Here is a 16,884-nt window from a genome sequence, read left to right on the forward strand (position 1 = left end):
GCCCGGCCCCCCGCCGCTCCACATCCACAACCCCGCCCCACACTTCTCAAGCGAGGCTGATCCCCTGCTTCCTCATCCCGTGCCCGCCACGTCGCCCGCTCGATTCAAGAAACCACTCCCCCACAGAGGGAGCCTCCCCCCATCCGCAACCTCTCCCCGGTTCACCCCGCACCGCCGCACCCCCGCCAACATCGTTTCATCCCGAACCCTCGCCCACTTAACGGGACGAGCGTATTGAAACCCGACCGGCTCCTGCGCTCACGAACAACCGCTGGTCGCGCCGCAGTTCATGCACTTGTAGCAAGTCCCGTTGCGCACCATCAGGCATCCACAATCCGGACACGGCGGCGCGTCGGCCTGGTTGATGAACGCCTGGCGCGCTCGCGATCCCGCGCCCGCCGCTTCGGCCGCCGGCGCAGCCGGCGTTCCCGCGATCGCCATCGGCGGCGCCGGCGCAGCATCCGCGCGCGCCTCGGGCGCGACTACGCCGACCTCGCGCCGTGCCTCCTCGTCGAGGAACTTGGAGGCGAGCCATCGGAACAGGTAATCGACGATCGACTTGGCGTATGGAATCTGCGGATTCTTGGTGAAACCCGACGGCTCGAAGCGCATGTGCGAGAACTTGTCCACCAGAAACCGCAGCGGCACGCCGTACTGCAGCGCGTAGCTGATCGCGGTCGCGAACGAGTCCATCAGGCCCGAGATGGTCGAGCCCTGCTTGGACATCATCACGAAGATCTCGCCCGGCAGACCGTCGTCGTACATGCCGACCGTGATGTAGCCCTCGTGGCCCGCGATATCGAACTTGTGCGTGATCGACTTGCGCTCGTCGGGCATCTTCCTGCGGTTGAGCCCGCGATCGGCGCCCGCCGCCGCCACGGCCGCAAGCGCTGCCGCCGCGGGCGCGGCCTCGCCTTCGGCCTTGGCCTTGCCGGTATTGAGCGGCTGGGTGCGCTTCGATCCGTCGCGGTAGATCGCGACCGCCTTCAGCCCCAGCTTCCACGCCGTCATGTAGGCCTCGGCGACGTCGTCGACGTCGGCTTCGGCCGGCATGTTGATGGTCTTCGAGATCGCGCCCGAGATGAACGGCTGCACCGCGCCCATCATGCGCAGATGGCCCTGGTAGTGAATCGTGCGCGAGCCCGCGCGCGGCTTGAAGGCGCAATCGAACACCGGCAGATGGGCGTCGCTCAGCTGCGGCGCGCCCTCGATGGTTTCGTGCTCGTCGAGGTACTCGACGATTTCCTGAACCTCACGCGAATCGTAGCCCAGGCGCTTCAGCGCGCGCGGCACGGTGCCGTTGACGATCTTGAGCATCCCGCCGCCCACCAGTTTCTTGTACTTGACCAGCGCGATGTCGGGTTCGATGCCGGTGGTGTCGCAATCCATCATGAAGGCGATGGTGCCGGTGGGGGCGATCACGGTCGCCTGCGAGTTGCGGTAGCCCGCGCTCTCGCCGAACTCGAGGGCCTCGTCCCAGGCCTCGCGCGACGCGCGCAAGAGGCCGAGCGGGACGTGGGCCGAGTCGAGCTCGTAGGCCTTCTCGCGATGGTTCGCGATCACCTTGAGCATCGGCTCGCGGTTTATCGAATAGCCATTGAACGAACCCATCGTCTGCGCGATGCGCGCCGACTGCAGATACGCTTCGCCGGTCATCAGCGCGGTGATCGCGCCGGCGTAGCTGCGGCCCTGGTCGGAGTCGTAGGGCAGCCCGAGCGCCATCAGCAGCGCACCGAGGTTGGCGTAGCCCAGGCCCAGCTCGCGGAAATCGCGCGCGTTGCGCCCGATCTCATCGGTCGGATACGACGAGTTGTCAACCAGGATGTCCTGCGCGGTGATCATCACGTCAACCGCGTGGCGAAAGGCGCGCACGTCGAACTCGCCGCGCTCGTCGAGGAACTTGAGCACGTTGATCGACGCCAGATTGCAGGCCGAGTTGTCGAGATGCATGTACTCGCTGCACGGATTGGAGGCGTTGATGCGGCCCGAGTTGGGGCAGGTGTGCCAGTTGTTGATCGTGGTGTCGAACTGCATCCCGGGATCGCCGCAGGCGTGCGCCGCCTCCGCGATCATCCGCATCAAATCGCGCGCCTTGTACGTCCCGTCGGGCTTGTGGTCCTTGACGAAGTGGGTGGTCCACTCGCCGTCCGCGGCGACCGCGCGCATGAACTCGTCGGTCGCGCGCACCGAGTTGTTGGCGTTCTGAAAGAACACCGAACCGTAGGCCGGGCCGTCGAGCGAGGAATCGTAGCCGGCGTCGATCAGCGCCCAGGCCTTGCGCTCCTCTTCCTGCTTGCACTTGATGAAGAGCTCGATGTCGGGATGGTCGGCGTTGAGCACCACCATCTTGGCCGCGCGCCGGGTCTTGCCGCCCGACTTGATCACGCCGGCCGAAGCGTCGGCCGCCTTCATGAAGCTGAGCGGGCCCGAGGCGGTGCCGCCCGCAGAGAGCTTCTCGCGGCACGAACGCACGGCGGAAAGATTGACGCCCGCGCCCGAACCGCCTTTGAAGATGATTCCCTCGTTGCGGTACCAGTTCAGGATCGAGTCCATGTTGTCCTCGACCTTCAGAATGAAGCAGGCCGAGCATTGCGGCTTGGGCTCGATGCCGACGTTGAAATAGACGGGGCTGTTGAAGGCCGCGCGCTGCGTCACCAGCAGGGCGGTCAGCTCGGCCTTGAACGTGTCGCGCCCGGCGTCGTCGGCGAAATAGCCCTGGCGCTCGCCCCATCCCGTGATCGTGTCCACCACGCGGCCGATAAGCTGGCGGACGCTGGATTCGCGCCGCGGGCTGCCGAGCGGCCCGCGGAAGTATTTGGAGACCACTACGTTGGTCGCGGTCTGCGACCAGATGCGGGGAACCTCGACGTCGCGCTGCTCAAAGACCACCCGGCCGTCCTCGCCGGCGATGACGGCCGAGCGCAACTCCCATTCGACTTCGCTGAACGGATCGACGCCCGGGCGGCTGAAAAACCGTTCCAGCGCGAGCCCGGCGCGCGATGGCGTCAGAGTACGTTCAGCCGCTTTAGGTGGTTTTTTATCGAGTCCAGCCATCGTCAATTCACCAGCCGCCATCGTCCCCTCCTGCCCCTCACCGCCACACGTGATTTATCAATTTGGTAAGTTCGGACGTTACTCCTGTGAGCATCATAGTCAAGACCCTGACTACCACAAATAGTGTAGTACAAATTGTGGACAACCTATAGAAAGGGTTGTTGATAAATCTTCGAGAAATCTTCGCTTTTATAAGTATCGCTAATTCGAACGGTGAGCGAAAATCAGTCACAATCAATCCTTCCTCCTGTGGAAATTTGATCGTCTTTAGCCCAAACAGAGATGCCTTGAATGACCTTTCAGCCATTGCACGTGGCTCCCGGAGGACTATCGTTATGCGCGATGGCTGTACGACGGCGCAGGGCTCCCGAGCCGATCGCTAGCACCCTCGGCTCGATTATCGACCGGCTCGATTCCGAGGGCCACTTCGCGATCGTGCGCCTGGTCCAGGCGTGGCCCGAAGTCGTCGGAGAAACGATCGCCCGGCGCACCGAGGTTGTCGAGCTTAAATTCCATACCGCCGTGGTCAGGGTTTCCGGTGCGATGTGGATACAGGAGTTGAACCTCCTCAAAAGGGAAATTCTGGCGCGGCTCGCGCCCCGCGTCGGCGATGACGCCGTGCGCGACCTGCGCTTCATACAGGGGCGGCTAAGCCGCCGGCCCACGCGCCCGCGTCTGCGCACCGTAGCGCGCGCGCCGCGGCGCGCGGTCGAGTTGCCCGAGCTCAAGGACCCGGAACTGCGCAGCGCCTTCGAGAGTTTGATCGAGGCCTGGGGACGCGCGCCGCGCTAGTGTGATGTCGCGTAAATAACTTGCATATTCGGAAAAGCGTCAAGTTGTCATTCCGAAGGAGTCGGCGACCGAGGAATCCCGGATCTTTATTCGTTTTTCGTGGATGCAGCCGGGATTCCTCGCTGCGCTCGGAATGACAGCCTCGAGATCTTCGGGATGAAACTTATTTCCAGGACACCGCACTAGCATCACGCGGGCCGTATTTCGTAAGATACGCGGGACTTTCGGTGTTTGTGGTTTTTGGGGAGCGGCTCGATGGTTGCGCGGGGGCGCAACCGCATGGTAATCGCAGCGGACCAACTCACCTGACCGAGGGAGGGGACGAAGGCATGAAACGATTCGCTTCAATGTTGATTGGCGCGCTCTTCGTGGGAGCCGGCTACGGCATTGCAACGGCACAGGCGCCTGCCGCGCCGCCGGCAGCGCCTCCCGCGAGCGCTCCCGCAGCCGCTGCTCCGGCCGCTCCGGAAGCCGCCAGCGCCGCGCCGGCCGCCACCGACGAGCATGCGAATGAATTGGAAGCTTTCCATCGCGTGCTCAAGATGCATCATCGGATGTGGCGGCGGCTGAAACAGAATCCCGCAGTCGTCAAGGATGATTCATGGGTGGGCAAGTATCCCGACCTGCAGCTCTACTTCAACAAGTACCAGGGCTCGAAGGAACGGTTCCTGGCTGATCCGGGTCCCTACTTGATGATGAGCGAAACGAAGGCCATGCATCGGGAAGAGACTCGCAGTCCGGGCGCAGAGTAAAGCACGCATGCGCAATCAGTGGGGCGAGGCCTAAGGCTCGCCCCACTTTTGCGCCCACGCTTTCCGATATACCGCACGCCGCCGCGCCATCCCGTTTCCGTCGGCGGACCTCGTTTTCGAGCGTACGGATCGCTCGCTGCCCCATCTCGCCGCCGTACCCTCAGCTTTCGCATCTCGCTCGACGCATCGAAACCGCGCCCGCTCATCGTCGTATTCTCAGATTAGCCCGGGTAAACTCTGGCGAGGCGTCTGATGCTTAGAGTCGGCGACATGCCGCAGGAAAAGCGCCCCCTGCATGCGCTCAATCGGCTCGGCTACGGGCCACGTCCGGGCGACATCGAGCGAGTCAACCAAATCGGTGTCCAACGCTATATCCGCGAACAACTCGACCCGGAATCGATCCCGGTGCCGCCCGACCTCGCGCGCCGCGTCGACGCCCTCGAAGCCCTGCACATGAACCCGGTCGAACTGTTCGCGACCTATCAACTCCCCATGCGGCAGGCCAAGGGAGACAAGGACGCGCAAAAGGACGCGCGCCGGCGCGCGCAAGTGATTCTCCAGGAGGCGGTCGCCGGGCGGCTGATGCGCGCGATCTATGGACCGCGCCAGTTGCAGGAGGTGATGACCGCCTTCTGGTTCAACCATTTCAACGTTTTCGCCGGCAAAGGGCTCTGCCATCTGTGGATCGGCGCGTACGAGCAGGAGGCGATACGGCCGCACACGATGGGCCGCTTCCGTGCGCTGCTCGGCGCGACCGCGAAGCATCCCGCGATGCTCTTCTACCTCGATAACTGGCAGAACAGCGCGCCGGGCGGCGCGGCGCGGCGCGGCAAATTCGAGGGGATCAACGAAAACTACGCGCGCGAGGTGATGGAACTGCACACGCTCGGCGTCAACGGCGGTTACTCGCAGGCTGACGTCACCGCGCTCGCGCATATTCTTACCGGATGGGGCCTGCCCAAGCGGGGCCAGGCCGGGATGCGGATGGGCGCCGCCGGATCGGGCGCGCCGGGGCCACGCGCTCCGGGCCTGGGCAGGATGGCCGGATGGAGGCCGTGGCCGCAGGGCCGCCGGATGCCGCTGCCGGGCGCGGTAAACGACCCCTACGGCTTTTACTTCGACCCTGACCGCCACGACTTCAGTGATCAGATCTTTCTCGGCCGCTCCTACAGCGGCAGCGCGGGAATCGCTACGGGCGAGCAGGCGCTGGACGTTCTGGCGCTCGCTCCCGCTACGTCGCATCACCTGAGTCTTCAGCTCGCGCAATACTTCGTGGCGGATAATCCTCCCGATACGCTGGTCGCGCGGATGGCCGCGCGCTTCGAGCAGTCCCAGGGCGACATCCGCGCCACGCTCGAGACGCTCTTCTTCAGTCCCGAGTTCTGGGACGAGCGCTACTACGGCGCCAAGTTCAAGACGCCGTACGAATACGTTCTCTCGGCCGCGCGTGTAACCGGCGCGCCGCAGATCACCAACTACCGGCCGCTGTTCGGCACCATGATGCTACTCGGGATGGCGCCCTACGCGCACGAAACGCCCGACGGCTACGCGAACACGCGCGAGGCGTGGCTCAACCCGGAGGCAATGATGACGCGCCTCAGTTTCGCAACCGCGCTCGGCCAGGGCCATCTGCCGCTGCTCGCGCCTCCCTTCGACAACACGGGCAGCGGTGGTGGCACAGGCGCGCCGATTCGCGTGAAGTTCAAAACCGGAGGCGGCGCGGGCGCGAAAACCTACGAGATCCCGCCCGAAGGCGGATCGCCGAAAGACCAAAATCCCGCGCGCGGCAGGGGGCCGGCGATGACGCCGCCGGATTCGGCGCAACTCATCGCCTCGCTCGGCGGCAACTTCTCGGCCAACACGCGCGAGGCGCTCGAAGCCGCACCGGCGCAGCTGCGCTCCGCGCTTATCCTCGGCAGTCCGGAATTCATGGTGCGCTAGGAGCAGGCGCAGCGAGGCAGTCGTGAAAAGCGATCGCGGCGAAGATCGATGTGCGCAAGGCGCACTGGCGACCAGGATGGACCGGCGCGCCTTTCTTGGCCGCGCGGCGGCGCTCGGCGCAGCCGGCGTGGTGATACTCAGTCCGACCGCGTGGGCCGCGCGCGCACTCGGAGGCGATTCAAGCCGCAAGCGCCTGGTGGTTGTCTTCATGCGCGGCGCGGTGGACGGGCTCAGCATCGTGGTGCCGTTCGGCGAGCCGAATTATTACGATTCGCGTCCGACGCTCGCGATCGCGCGCGCCGGCGGCGACGGGGCGGCGATCAATCTAGACGGCTTCTTCGGGATGCATCCGGCGCTCGTATCGCTCGAACCGCAGTGGCGCGACGGCACGCTGGCCTTCGTTCACGCCTGCGGCTCGCCCGATCCTACGCGCTCGCACTTCGACGCCCAGGACTACATGGAAAGCGGCACACCGGGCGTGAAAAGCACCGCCGATGGATGGATGAACCGGGTGCTCGCGGTGATGCCGGGAAAGGCCTCGCCCACCGAGGCGTTGAGCCTCGGCGCCAACGTTCCACGAATCCTTTCGGGCCGGATGCCGGTCGCCAATATCGCGCTCGGACGCGCCGCGGCGCGGCCGCTGCCGATGGACCGGCCGATCGTCGAGACCGCTTTCGACCGGATGTACGCCGGCAGCGACCCGCTGAGCCATGCCTACAAGGAAGGGCGCAGCGCGCGCACCAGGCTGATGAGCGAGCTCGAACAGGACATGGCCGAAGCCAACAACGGCGCGCCGTCGCCCAAAGGATTCTCCGACGACACCGGGCGACTTGCGCGCCTCATCGCGCGCGACCCCGGTATCCGGCTTGCGTTTCTCGCGCTCGGCGGATGGGACACGCACGTCAACCAGGGGTCGTCGCGGGGCCAGCTTGCGAACCATCTGCAGCCGCTCGGCGAGGGCCTCGCGAGTTTCGCAACCGCGCTTGGGCGGCATTACCAGGACACGGTCATCCTGGTCATCTCCGAGTTCGGACGCACCGTGCGCCAAAATGGCAACGGCGGCACCGACCATGGCCATGGCAACGTGATGTGGGTGATGGGCGGTCCGGTGCGGGGAGGCAAGGTGTACGCCGCATGGCCCGGACTCTCGACGCAGCGGCTTTACCAGGAGCGCGACCTCGCAGTGACAACGGACTTTCGCGAGCCGATCGCGACCGTGCTGCAGGAGCACATGGGACTCGGCGAAGAGCAGATGGCAAAAGTTTTTCCCGGCCGGCCGCGCCCAGGCGGCAACACCGCGAACTTGATCAAGGTCTGATCGGCGCTTGAATGCGGCGCGAGAGCCGAGCCGTCTATCGCGAGGCGTCGGCGCTGGCCGGTCGATACGAGACCATCTCCTGGCTCTTGAAATCCGGATCGGTGGTGTCGCACTTGACGAGTGCATTCACCTCCGGCGCGTACCAGCAGGTCATCTGCGTGTTGGACAGCCCGGTCCGGTACACGATTTTAAGCTTGAGCGCGTTCATCGCTCCCGCCGGCACGGTCACCTGCTCCCAATCAAGCGCCTGTCCATGGGTATTGCCCCAGATCCGGCCCTGCTCGGTCTTGAGCAGCCAGTCCTTTGACCACTTCTTCCCCGCCCAGAGCGGAAATTTCAACGTGCCGAGATCGGGATCGAACGAACCGATCAGGGTGCCGACGTGGCCGGAGACAAGGTTGCCCTCGAGTGTGTAGGTGTTCCGATGGCCGAACCAGTTGATGATGACGCGGTTGCCCGTGATCTGCTCCACCACGATCTTGCCGTCGGTATTGTTGAGTCGCGCGATCCAGGTGTCGCCGACTTCCAGTTTGGGCGCCGGGATTTCGCGCTGCTCGGGGTTCGGCCGGTCGACCTCCGTCACTTCCTTGTGCCGGCAGAACGTGCACGGTCCCAGAACCTCGACTGCCTCTCCGGAAACGAGAAAATCGCGGCCGTCCGGGCTCGCGCCGGTCGTGACGTGGATAATTGCGTCAACTCGATCCTGGTACTGGTCGATCGCGAGGCCGCGCAATTTCTCGTTGATGTGATCGGTCTCGATCGCCTCGCCCGAGAAGGGCTCGCTGTATTTTATCTCGCCGAGGCTGCGATGAGACTCCGGTAGATCGCCGGTCATCACCATCACGTTCGCCCGGTTAAGCGTGACGATCCGCTGATGCATCATTTCTTCCTGGTGTCGCTCCTCCTGCACGCATCCGGGTGCCGTCAGCATGGAAAGCGCCAGCATCAAAAGGATCGCCAATACGCGTGAATTCCTGCTCCGCACAAACCCAGCGTACCACGGCACGCCTGCGCCGGCGCATAGCTCGCCCACAGACGACAATCCGCGACGAAATGCATCAGGAATGAGGCGCCGGTAAGGCGGCCTCGCCGCGCAGCAGGCGCGCGAATTCGCTCATCTCCTGCGCATTGAGGTCGGACACGATCCAGTAGTTCATCCCGTCCCGCCGCCAATGCATCAGGTTGTAACCGTCATGTGCGGTACTCTCGAGGGCGCTCTGGGAGCGGTCGCCAGCCGGCCAGACGAAGACATTTACGATGTGCTTGCGGCGCCGGTAAACCAGCGCCGCCACGGCGCGCCCGTCGAGGTAGTCGAGACGGCCGCCGGCGAGGCTAAAACCGGCGGCGGCAAAATCGTTGACCGGCGGCGAGAAATCGACGCGGCCGTCGAACCATGGCTTGACCGTGTGCTGGTCGGTCGAGACGACGTCCATCAGATGACCCGGCATCAGCGAGCGCAGATGGCTCGTCAGGACCTCGCGCGCGACAACTCCGGCCCAAGCGCCGCCCTCGGATATCGTACCCCCGCCCGCGCGTGGCAGGCTGGGGCCGCGGCTCAGGGTCACGAGGGCGAGCATCGCGAGAGCCGCACCCGCAACCGCCCATCCGGCAATGCCTGCGATAAGCCACCGCCGCCGCCGGGCGCGGTTGCGCCCCCCGCGGCCTCGCCCGCAACCGGGGCGCCGACGCGCCGGCGCAGCGCCTCCGGCGCGCCGAAGCGCAACGCCGGGTCGCCGAGCGCCACGCTCAGCGAAGCGAGCGCGGCGCGCTCGCGCGCGCAATCCGCGCATTGCTCGAGATGGCGCTCGATTTCGAGCGCCGACTCGAGCCCCAGTTCGCCGTCGAGATAGGCATGGAGCAGGGGCTTGGCCTCGGTACAGTTCACGCGCACGTCTCCGCGCTCACCTGATTTGCCGGACGCGGCCGGATTGCCCCGACTCGCCCGCTTTGCCGCTCAGCGCCAGACGCAGGCGTTCGCGCGCCCGCGCAAGCCGCGACATCACGGTCCCGATCGGAATGCCGGCGGCGCCGGCGATTTCCTGGTATGACAGCCCTTCCATCTCGCGCATCACGATCGCCTCGCGAAACTCGACCGGCAGCGCCTCGAGCGCGCGGATGAGCACCTCTCGATCGACCCGGTTGAACGCCATCGTCTCGGGATCCGCGGCCTGATCGGCCGAGCCGTGATGCAGTTCCTCGTCGAAGGCCACGTTGTCGGCCGCGGTGCGATTTCGGGAGAGCAGCGTGTAACAGACATTGCGCACGATCGCGAGCAGCCAGGCGCGCCGGTCGCCGCCGCGAAAGCCGCCGGCGAAGCGCGCCGCGCGCACGAACGCCTCCTGCACCGCGTCCTGCGCGTCCTGGTCGTCGCGCACGAGCCATCGCGCCAGGTTGTAGGCGTCGTTGAGCCACTCGAGAAGGCTTTGCTTGAACTTCTGTGCCTCTTCGCGATCCACCAGGCGCTCTTCTTTCCTTGCTCGGCGGTCCTCATCCGTCAGCCGTCGCCCCGTGGCGCACTCGTGACATAGACCGCCCGCGAGCCGTGTTTATTCCCACCGGCGCCGCCCGAGCAGCTTCGGGAATAAGCGGCATGCCGATGAAGTCTTAACGTCAGGAACCGGCGGCGCAAGGAGCTAGTTCCGGATGCAGCCCAGCGGCGGAGATGCAGTCCTTGCGAGGAGCTAGAACAAGCATGAAAGAGCAAGTGGACCGCAGGTCGTTTCTCAGGATGGCGGGGACTTCGATCGGGATCGGCGTGCTTTACAAGTTTGCGCCGTTTCTGGAGCGCCGCTCTGAAGCGGACGAAATCAATTCTTATTTCAAACGAGTCAACAGCGAGGCGCCGGCGAGCTTCACCTTCGCGCAGTTCAGCGATACGCACGTTGGGTTCCAGGGACCGCCTGACCCGCTCGGCACCAGGGCCTTCGAGAGCGCAGTTGCCCTGCTCAACAAGTCCCCGCAACAACCGGACTTCGTGCTGTTCACCGGCGACCTGACTCACGACGCCGACGACCGTGACGTGCACGCCCGGCGCATGCGGCAGTTCAAAAAAATTGCGGGCGGCCTCAAGACACGCGCCATCCGCACGGTCCCCGGCGAAAACGACGCGGCGCTCGACGGCGGCATGCTCTACCGCGAGCACTTCGGCGAAACCCACTACTCGTTCGATCACAAGGGCGTCCATTTCATCGCGCTCGACAACGTGTCGCAGGGAAGTCCCAAGGTTGGCGCGGAGCAAATGGCTTGGCTCAAGGCTGACCTCGCGCGGTTTCCCAGGACCGTCCCCATCATCGTCTTCACGCACCGGCCGCTCTTCGATCTGAAGCCGGAATGGGAATGGTTCACGCGCGATGGTGACGCCGTGATGAATGCGCTCGCGAAGTACGAAAACGTGACCGTGCTGTACGGCCATATCCATCGCCACGACGTCCATCAGCGCGGGAACGTCAGGCACTACGCGGCGCGTTCGCTCATCTTCGCCTTCAACGACCCGGCGACAGCCGAGAGCAAGACGCCGCTCGCATTCAACAAGGAGGATCCGTTCACGGAGCTGGGAATCCGGCTCGTCGATGAAACGGGCGCCAACGACGACGCCGTGAAGCTTGAGGTTAAAGACGTCGTGCTCGCCAAAGCCGAGTTCTCGGGGCTGTCGGGCATGCAGCAGATGATCAAGGGCAACGACTCGATCGATGGGAGTTCATCAGATGACGCTGACTAGAAAACTTGCTGTGCTGGGCATCCTGAGCCTCACAACCGGACTGCCTACTCGGGGGACGGCGGCCCCCGCGAACGCTGCCGAGACGCCGCAGATGGTCAAGATCACGGCGAGCAAATACCATTTCACGCCCGATCGAATCGTACTTTTCGAGGGCCAGCCGGCCACCCTGCAGTTGACGAGCGCCGACCGCGTCCACGGCTTCATGGTCCGCGAGTTCGGCATCGACACCGACATCGAGCCGGGCAAGACGACCAACATCACGATAACGCCGGGGAAGACAGGCTCCTACGCCACGATCTGCGATCACTACTGCGGATTGGGCCACGGCGGGATGAAGATGACGATCGTGGTCGAGGAAGCGGCGGCAAAATCGTCGCAGCGGACTACGCTCGCGAGCGCATCCTCGGCAACCTCGAAATACGAAACGGGGGGCGCCGGGTCCGTCAATCCGCAGACAAAAAATCGGGATGGCGCGTGCAACCCGTGTAACCAATGACTTGCACCTTCGTAACTACTGATCGAGCCTGCGACTGGAAAGTCTCCTGCCAAGGGCGGGGCCGGGGTAGTCCCCCCACCCGGCTCCGCCTCTTTCTCTCGCCTCTTCCTCTCGCATCTTGGCCGTATTTGCCCGCCCGTGTGCCCCTGTTGAGGAAAGTCACCATCCGCGCCTGCTGACACACCAGGAAGACAAGACGCAGCAATGCATGTACGAACCGATTCGTACGGCGGGCTTCCGCCGGAACGGATGGAATTCGCAGCACAGACGGAGTTGACGGCTCAGTCGCCGCCGCCGCCCATTTTCTGCATCTCGCGGTCGGCCTCGCGCAGCTTGTTGAGCCGCTGGTCGGTCGGAATCAGGCGGGAATCGCTCTGAGCGGTTTGCTGCTCGCTGTGCACGGTGGGCAGCTCGCCGTCGATTTTCTCCAGCGCTTCCTGCGCCAGCTTGCGCACCATCGGGTTTTTGTCGTTGGCGACAGTCTGGACCAGGACATCGGAGGCATGCGGGTCGCCGATCTCGCCCAGCGCGAACACTGCGGTGCCGCGCGCCGCGTCGTCGGAGGCCTCTTTCAGGTAGCCGACGATCGGCAAGGTGCCGCGCGAATCGCCGATCCTGCCGAGCGCGGCGACGATATGGAGCTTCACCACGGGCTGGGTTTCACGCAGGAACAACTGCTGCGTCATCAGGGGCACTGCGAGCATAGCCTCCTGAGCGCCGAGGATATCGATCGCGCGAATCTTGACCCGGATATCCTGATCGTCGAGCCCCTGAATCAGAATTTGCTGCGCCTTCGGATCGTTGATGTTGCGCAGCTTGTCGAGCGCCTCGGCGCGCACGCGCGGATCGGCGTCGGACATCCCTTTCTTCGCGTCGGTCTCGGCCTGGTCGGGAGATTTGGTATCCTGTCCCTTCTGGCCGGCGCCCTGCATCATTTTGCCCATGAGGTTGCCGCCGCCGCCCGGCTGAGCGTAGCTTCCGAACTGCGCGCGCGCCGGGGCCGGAGGCATCGCCAGGGCCAACAGCAGGCCTGAGGAAAAAATCAGCCCAACTTTCGACAATTCCATGTCCTCGCGGGTTTAGGCAAAATCATCGGTGAAAATGACGTTCTTTGCAAGCATCGGTTTCAGCCGGCCCAAGGTAATCGCCACGATCGGCGGATTAATCGCCATCGTCACGACCATTGGCGGAGGCGAGTTCTGCTCCGCCGGCCCGCTTCGCGCGATGCGCGCGGCCCAAGCCTATGCCGACGTTGCCGATCCGGCGACGGGGCCGCGGCCGCTTCCTCACGGAGTGCGCGTACCGAGCTATTCACCCGGCCAGATCCCGTTTCATCCGGGCCAGGAACTGGTTTACCAGGGCTCGTGGATCGGTATTCCGGCGGCCGGCGGCAAGGTTCTGTTGCGTGGCGATCCGGGCGATCCCGGGCTGCTCAGCGCGGAAATCTGGATTAACACCAATCGCCTGACCGACAAGTTCTACAAGATGCGCGATTACCTGCGCGAGGATTTCACCGCCGGCTCGCTCAAGCCTGCCGATATGAGTATCCGTCAGAACGAGGGCCGCCGCCACGACACTTTCAACGTCACCTTCGACCATCGCCAGCACGTGGTCACGCTCGTCAAGCACGGCCCGCGTGGCACCCAGATCCGCAAGTTTCTCTCCTACAATCCTTCGGGGCCCGTGTCGGGGGCGATGATGGCGCTGTCGCAGCCGCTTGAGGCGGGCGACTCGATGAGCTTCGACGCCTTCAGTGGCACGACGCGCTACATTTTCGAGCTCAAGGTGGTGCGGCGCGAGCGAATCGGCACGCCGCTCGGCGAGTTCGACGCCTTCAGGATCGTGCCCTCGGTCACGTATCTCAGCGACGGCAAGATCAACGACGAGGTGCACGATACGACGCTTTGGGTGTCGGCCGACGCGCGCCGTTTGCCTCTGCGGGTCGAGTCGGCGGTCTTTATCGGCAGCGTCCGAATCGACCTGGTCAAGGTGATCGACCCCGCGAGCCCCGACCCAAGCGCCTCGCAAGAGGCCTCGCGATGATTGCGGTAGCGGCACCGGTTTGGGGAGGCGGCTTGGGCTCTGCTATTGCATCCGTTGCGCGCGCCTGGCGCGATTTCAAAAAAGTGAGGCCGTGAAAAATGGCCCGGAAACTTGAATTTTTCTACGATTGCTCCAGCCCCTGGACCTACCTGGCCTTCAGCCAGATCGAAAAAGTCGCGCGCCGCCATGGCGCCGAACTTGTATGGCGCCCGATCCTGGTCGGAGGCGTCTTCAACGCCGTCAATCCGTCGGTGTACGAGGGCCGCGAGCATCCGGTCAAACCCAAGGTCCGCTACTACGACAAGGACATGCAGGACTGGGCGAGGCTCTACGGCCTCAGGATCGGCCATCCCACGGTCTTCCCGGTAAACTCGGTCAAGGCGATGCGCGGGGCGTTCGTCGCGATCGAGCACGATAAGGTCGCGCCATACTCGCGCGCGGTGTTCGAGGCTTACTGGGGAGAGGACCGCGATATCAGCCGCGACGAGGTCTTGCGCGAAGTTGTCCGCGCGGTTGGTCTCGACCAGGACGAGTTCTTCAAAAAGATCGCCGCCCCGGAATACAAGGACAAACTGCGCGTCAACACCGAAGAGCTGATCGCGCGCGGCGGTTTCGGCTCGCCGACGATGTTCGTCGACGGCGAGATGTTCTTCGGCAACGACCGCTTGGTGCTGGTCGAGGATCGGCTGTCGCATTAGACGCTGCGAGACGTATCGGTCTTTGCACCGATGCCTACCTCAAACATCGCCGGCTTCGATTCGTTGCCCGAGCGCGTGCGCGCCTTTATCGCGCTTAGGCTCGACGGCGCGGTTGACGACGCGATCGCTGAACTGATCGGCCGCCTGCGCGCTCCCCGGCACGACGAATCCGCAAGCGCCGAGCCTCGGGATCGCGCGCGCGACGACGGTATCCGATGGGTCCGGCGGGAGAATTTCCATCTGACGCTCTTTTTTCTCGGCCCCGCCGTCGCGCCCGAACGTCTTGCCGCGGTCGCGGACGCGCTCGGCGCGATCGCCGAGACTACCGCGCCGTTCGAGATCGCGGCGCAGGGCGTGGGCGTCTTTCCGAACCCGTCGCGCCCACAGGTCATCTGGGTCGGTCTCGACGGAGACGGGCTGGTTGCGCTGGCGGCGCGGGTGGCGGCGGCGGTTAAGCGATGCGGCTTTAGCCCCGAGCGGCGCGCCTTCGCGCCCCATCTGACGATCGGCCGCATACGCTCGCCGCGGTCGGCAAGGCTGCTCCGGCGCTCGCTCGGCGAGGCCGCGAATCTGAGCTTCGGAGTGTCGCGGGTCGAACGGATGATACTCTACCGGAGCGAAACGGGGCCCGAGGGGTCAACCTACTACGAACTCGACGCCTTCGCGCTTGGCCAGCGCGAAGACGGACGATGATCGCGGAGAAACCCGCGGTCTGGGGGTGAACAGTCAGGATTAACGCGGTGGTGTGGATGGCCGTGCGGCGCGCATAGCGCTATCCGCGGCTTTTTGTGACAAGATTTGCTTTCGCATAGGAGTTATAGACCCCGCCGGACGGCAAGATCATCGGGAAAGATCATCGGACGGGAAAACCATGGCGCAGGATATCAAGACCAAGGCCCTGGATTTGGCGCTCAGCCAGATCGAAAAGCAATTCGGCAAAGGCTCGATCATGAAGCTCGGCGAGCAGACGATCGAGTCCGACCTCTCGGTGATTTCGACCGGCTCGCTCGGGCTCGACCTGGCGCTCGGCGTGGGCGGATTGCCGCGCGGGCGCGTGGTTGAAATCTACGGGCCGGAATCCTCGGGCAAGACCACGCTCGCCCTCGAGTGTATCGCGGAAGCGCAAAAACGCGGCGGCGTCTGCGCGTTCATCGACGCCGAGCACGCCCTCGACGCCGCTTACGCGCGCAAGCTCGGCGTGGTGGTCGAGGACCTGCTCATCTCGCAGCCCGACAACGGCGAGCAGGCGCTCGAAATAGTCGAGACCCTGGTGCAATCGGGCGCGATCGACGTTCTGGTGATCGACTCGGTGGCGGCGCTGGTGCCGCGGGCGGAAATCGAAGGCGAGATGGGCGAGCCGCAGATGGGCCTGCAGGCGCGGCTGATGTCGCAGGCGCTGCGCAAGCTGACCTCGATCATCTCGCGCTCGCGCACCATCGTGGTCTTCATCAACCAGATCCGGATGAAGATCGGCGTGATGTTCGGCAATCCCGAGACCACCACCGGCGGCAACGCGCTCAAGTTCTACAGCTCCATCCGCATCGACATCCGCCGCATCGGCACGATCAAGACCGCGACCGAAGTGATCGGCTCGCGCACCAAGGTCAAGGTGGTCAAGAATAAGGTCGCGCCGCCCTTCCGCGAGGCCGAGTTCGACATCCTCTACGGCTCGGGCATCTCCAAGGAGGGCGAGCTGGTGGACCTCGCGGTCGAGCACGGCATTATCGAGAAACTCGGGGCTTGGTATTCCTACGGCGGCGACCGGATCGGGCAGGGACGCGAGAACGCGCGCGACCTCTTAAAGGCCAATCCGACGCTGGCCGACGAAATCGAGACCAAGGTGCGTGCCAAGGTCGCGCTCAAGGTCGGTCCTCCACCGCCGCCCTCGGCGGAGAACGGTCACGCGGAGGCCGAAGCCGAAGCGCCGGCTGCCGCGCCCGCGCCGAGCGCCCCGCGCCGCCGGGGATGAATCTCCGGACCCTCGGGCCCGGAGCCTGCCGCGGGAAGGCCGGAGCGACCCGGGAGGCCGTCCCGTTGCTTTCGTACCCTCTGGCAGGTACACTATCTGCGAA

At 64.7% G+C, this 16,884-nt stretch carries 16 protein-coding genes; 10 read left to right on the forward strand and 6 right to left on the reverse strand.

The features are described 5' to 3' along the window. Positions 1-258: 258 nt before the first annotated feature. A complete protein-coding gene (locus VMI09_08015) occupies positions 259-3,075 on the reverse strand; it encodes a vitamin B12-dependent ribonucleotide reductase (protein ID HTQ24628.1) in 2,817 nt (938 codons plus the stop codon). Positions 3,076-3,396: 321 nt separating this feature from the next. Between VMI09_08015 and VMI09_08020 the strand changes: the two genes are divergently transcribed. The 4 genes from VMI09_08020 to VMI09_08035 all read left to right on the forward strand — a co-directional run bounded on the left by VMI09_08020 (position 3,397) and on the right by VMI09_08035 (position 7,857). Further along, positions 3,397-3,846, forward strand: a complete 450-nt coding sequence (locus VMI09_08020) for a DUF721 domain-containing protein (GenBank protein ID HTQ24629.1) — start codon at positions 3,397-3,399, stop codon at positions 3,844-3,846. A gap of 329 nt (positions 3,847-4,175) precedes the next feature. After that, positions 4,176-4,598 (forward strand): hypothetical protein, encoded by a 423-nt coding sequence (locus VMI09_08025; protein ID HTQ24630.1) that lies wholly within the window; start codon positions 4,176-4,178, stop codon positions 4,596-4,598. A gap of 252 nt (positions 4,599-4,850) precedes the next feature. Then, the gene (locus VMI09_08030; GenBank protein ID HTQ24631.1) at positions 4,851-6,539 is read left to right on the forward strand and encodes a DUF1800 domain-containing protein; all 1,689 of its coding nucleotides are present in this window, start codon (positions 4,851-4,853) and stop codon (positions 6,537-6,539) included. Between the two features lie 22 nt (positions 6,540-6,561). After that, positions 6,562-7,857, forward strand: coding sequence for a DUF1501 domain-containing protein (locus VMI09_08035; GenBank protein HTQ24632.1), 1,296 nt, complete (start codon positions 6,562-6,564; stop codon positions 7,855-7,857). A gap of 34 nt (positions 7,858-7,891) precedes the next feature. On the opposite strand, the gene VMI09_08040 is transcribed toward VMI09_08035, so the two are convergent. From VMI09_08040 to VMI09_08055, 4 genes are all read right to left on the reverse strand, one after another. Further along, a complete protein-coding gene (locus VMI09_08040) occupies positions 7,892-8,803 on the reverse strand; it encodes a hypothetical protein (protein ID HTQ24633.1) in 912 nt (303 codons plus the stop codon). Between the two features lie 112 nt (positions 8,804-8,915). Further along, a complete protein-coding gene (locus tag VMI09_08045; protein HTQ24634.1) occupies positions 8,916-9,434 on the reverse strand; it encodes a hypothetical protein in 519 nt (172 codons plus the stop codon). Then, positions 9,419-9,742 carry an anti-sigma factor gene (locus VMI09_08050; GenBank protein HTQ24635.1) on the reverse strand — a complete coding sequence of 108 codons (324 nt, stop codon included), beginning with the start codon at positions 9,740-9,742 and terminating at the stop codon, positions 9,419-9,421. The genes VMI09_08045 and VMI09_08050 overlap by 16 nt, the downstream gene beginning before the upstream one ends. A 16-nt stretch (positions 9,743-9,758) precedes the next feature. After that, complete coding sequence (locus VMI09_08055) at positions 9,759-10,313, reverse strand: sigma-70 family RNA polymerase sigma factor (GenBank protein HTQ24636.1); 555 nt, start codon at positions 10,311-10,313, stop codon at positions 9,759-9,761. Positions 10,314-10,549: 236 nt separating this feature from the next. Between VMI09_08055 and VMI09_08060 the strand changes: the two genes are divergently transcribed. Beyond that, positions 10,550-11,575, forward strand: coding sequence for a metallophosphoesterase (locus VMI09_08060; GenBank protein ID HTQ24637.1), 1,026 nt, complete (start codon positions 10,550-10,552; stop codon positions 11,573-11,575). Continuing rightward, on the forward strand, positions 11,562-12,071 hold the full coding sequence (locus VMI09_08065; GenBank protein HTQ24638.1) for a cupredoxin domain-containing protein: 510 nt from the start codon (positions 11,562-11,564) through the stop codon (positions 12,069-12,071). Before VMI09_08060 ends, VMI09_08065 begins: the two co-directional genes overlap by 14 nt. 281 nt (positions 12,072-12,352) lie before the next feature. Here the strand turns inward: VMI09_08065 and VMI09_08070 are convergent, their stop codons facing one another. Continuing rightward, a complete protein-coding gene (locus VMI09_08070) occupies positions 12,353-13,132 on the reverse strand; it encodes a HEAT repeat domain-containing protein (protein HTQ24639.1) in 780 nt (259 codons plus the stop codon). 40 nt (positions 13,133-13,172) lie between these two features. On the opposite strand from VMI09_08070, the gene VMI09_08075 reads away from it, so the two are divergent. The 4 genes from VMI09_08075 (at position 13,173) to recA (ending at position 16,781) form a co-directional block, all read left to right on the forward strand. Beyond that, on the forward strand, positions 13,173-14,114 hold the full coding sequence (locus VMI09_08075) for a DUF3108 domain-containing protein (protein ID HTQ24640.1): 942 nt from the start codon (positions 13,173-13,175) through the stop codon (positions 14,112-14,114). Positions 14,115-14,212: 98 nt separating this feature from the next. Further along, the gene (locus VMI09_08080; protein HTQ24641.1) at positions 14,213-14,812 is read left to right on the forward strand and encodes a 2-hydroxychromene-2-carboxylate isomerase; all 600 of its coding nucleotides are present in this window, start codon (positions 14,213-14,215) and stop codon (positions 14,810-14,812) included. A 30-nt stretch (positions 14,813-14,842) separates the two neighbouring features. Next, on the forward strand, positions 14,843-15,505 hold the full coding sequence (thpR, locus tag VMI09_08085; protein HTQ24642.1) for an RNA 2',3'-cyclic phosphodiesterase: 663 nt from the start codon (positions 14,843-14,845) through the stop codon (positions 15,503-15,505). Positions 15,506-15,683: 178 nt separating this feature from the next. After that, positions 15,684-16,781 carry a recombinase RecA gene (gene recA, locus VMI09_08090; GenBank protein HTQ24643.1) on the forward strand — a complete coding sequence of 366 codons (1,098 nt, stop codon included), beginning with the start codon at positions 15,684-15,686 and terminating at the stop codon, positions 16,779-16,781. The last annotated feature ends 103 nt before the right edge of the window (positions 16,782-16,884 follow it).

Source organism: Candidatus Binataceae bacterium, from assembly GCA_035500095.1.
In the GTDB taxonomy this organism is placed as follows: domain Bacteria; phylum Desulfobacterota; class Binatia; order Binatales; family Binataceae; genus JAKAVN01.

What these genes read in the sequence shown, in the direction of transcription:
- VMI09_08015 (HTQ24628.1), bottom strand. Translation starts at nt 3,075, where the DNA reads ATGGCGGCTGGTGAATTGACGATGGCTGGACTCGATAAAAAACCACCT.
- VMI09_08020 (HTQ24629.1), top strand. Translation starts at nt 3,397, where the DNA reads ATGGCTGTACGACGGCGCAGGGCTCCCGAGCCGATCGCTAGCACCCTC.
- VMI09_08025 (HTQ24630.1), top strand. Translation starts at nt 4,176, where the DNA reads ATGAAACGATTCGCTTCAATGTTGATTGGCGCGCTCTTCGTGGGAGCC.
- VMI09_08030 (HTQ24631.1), top strand. Translation starts at nt 4,851, where the DNA reads ATGCTTAGAGTCGGCGACATGCCGCAGGAAAAGCGCCCCCTGCATGCG.
- VMI09_08040 (HTQ24633.1), bottom strand. Translation starts at nt 8,803, where the DNA reads ATGCTGGCGCTTTCCATGCTGACGGCACCCGGATGCGTGCAGGAGGAG.
- VMI09_08045 (HTQ24634.1), bottom strand. Translation starts at nt 9,434, where the DNA reads ATGCTCGCCCTCGTGACCCTGAGCCGCGGCCCCAGCCTGCCACGCGCG.
- VMI09_08060 (HTQ24637.1), top strand. Translation starts at nt 10,550, where the DNA reads ATGAAAGAGCAAGTGGACCGCAGGTCGTTTCTCAGGATGGCGGGGACT.
- VMI09_08065 (HTQ24638.1), top strand. Translation starts at nt 11,562, where the DNA reads ATGACGCTGACTAGAAAACTTGCTGTGCTGGGCATCCTGAGCCTCACA.
- VMI09_08075 (HTQ24640.1), top strand. Translation starts at nt 13,173, where the DNA reads ATGACGTTCTTTGCAAGCATCGGTTTCAGCCGGCCCAAGGTAATCGCC.
- VMI09_08080 (HTQ24641.1), top strand. Translation starts at nt 14,213, where the DNA reads ATGGCCCGGAAACTTGAATTTTTCTACGATTGCTCCAGCCCCTGGACC.
- thpR (HTQ24642.1), top strand. Translation starts at nt 14,843, where the DNA reads ATGCCTACCTCAAACATCGCCGGCTTCGATTCGTTGCCCGAGCGCGTG.
- recA (HTQ24643.1), top strand. Translation starts at nt 15,684, where the DNA reads ATGGCGCAGGATATCAAGACCAAGGCCCTGGATTTGGCGCTCAGCCAG.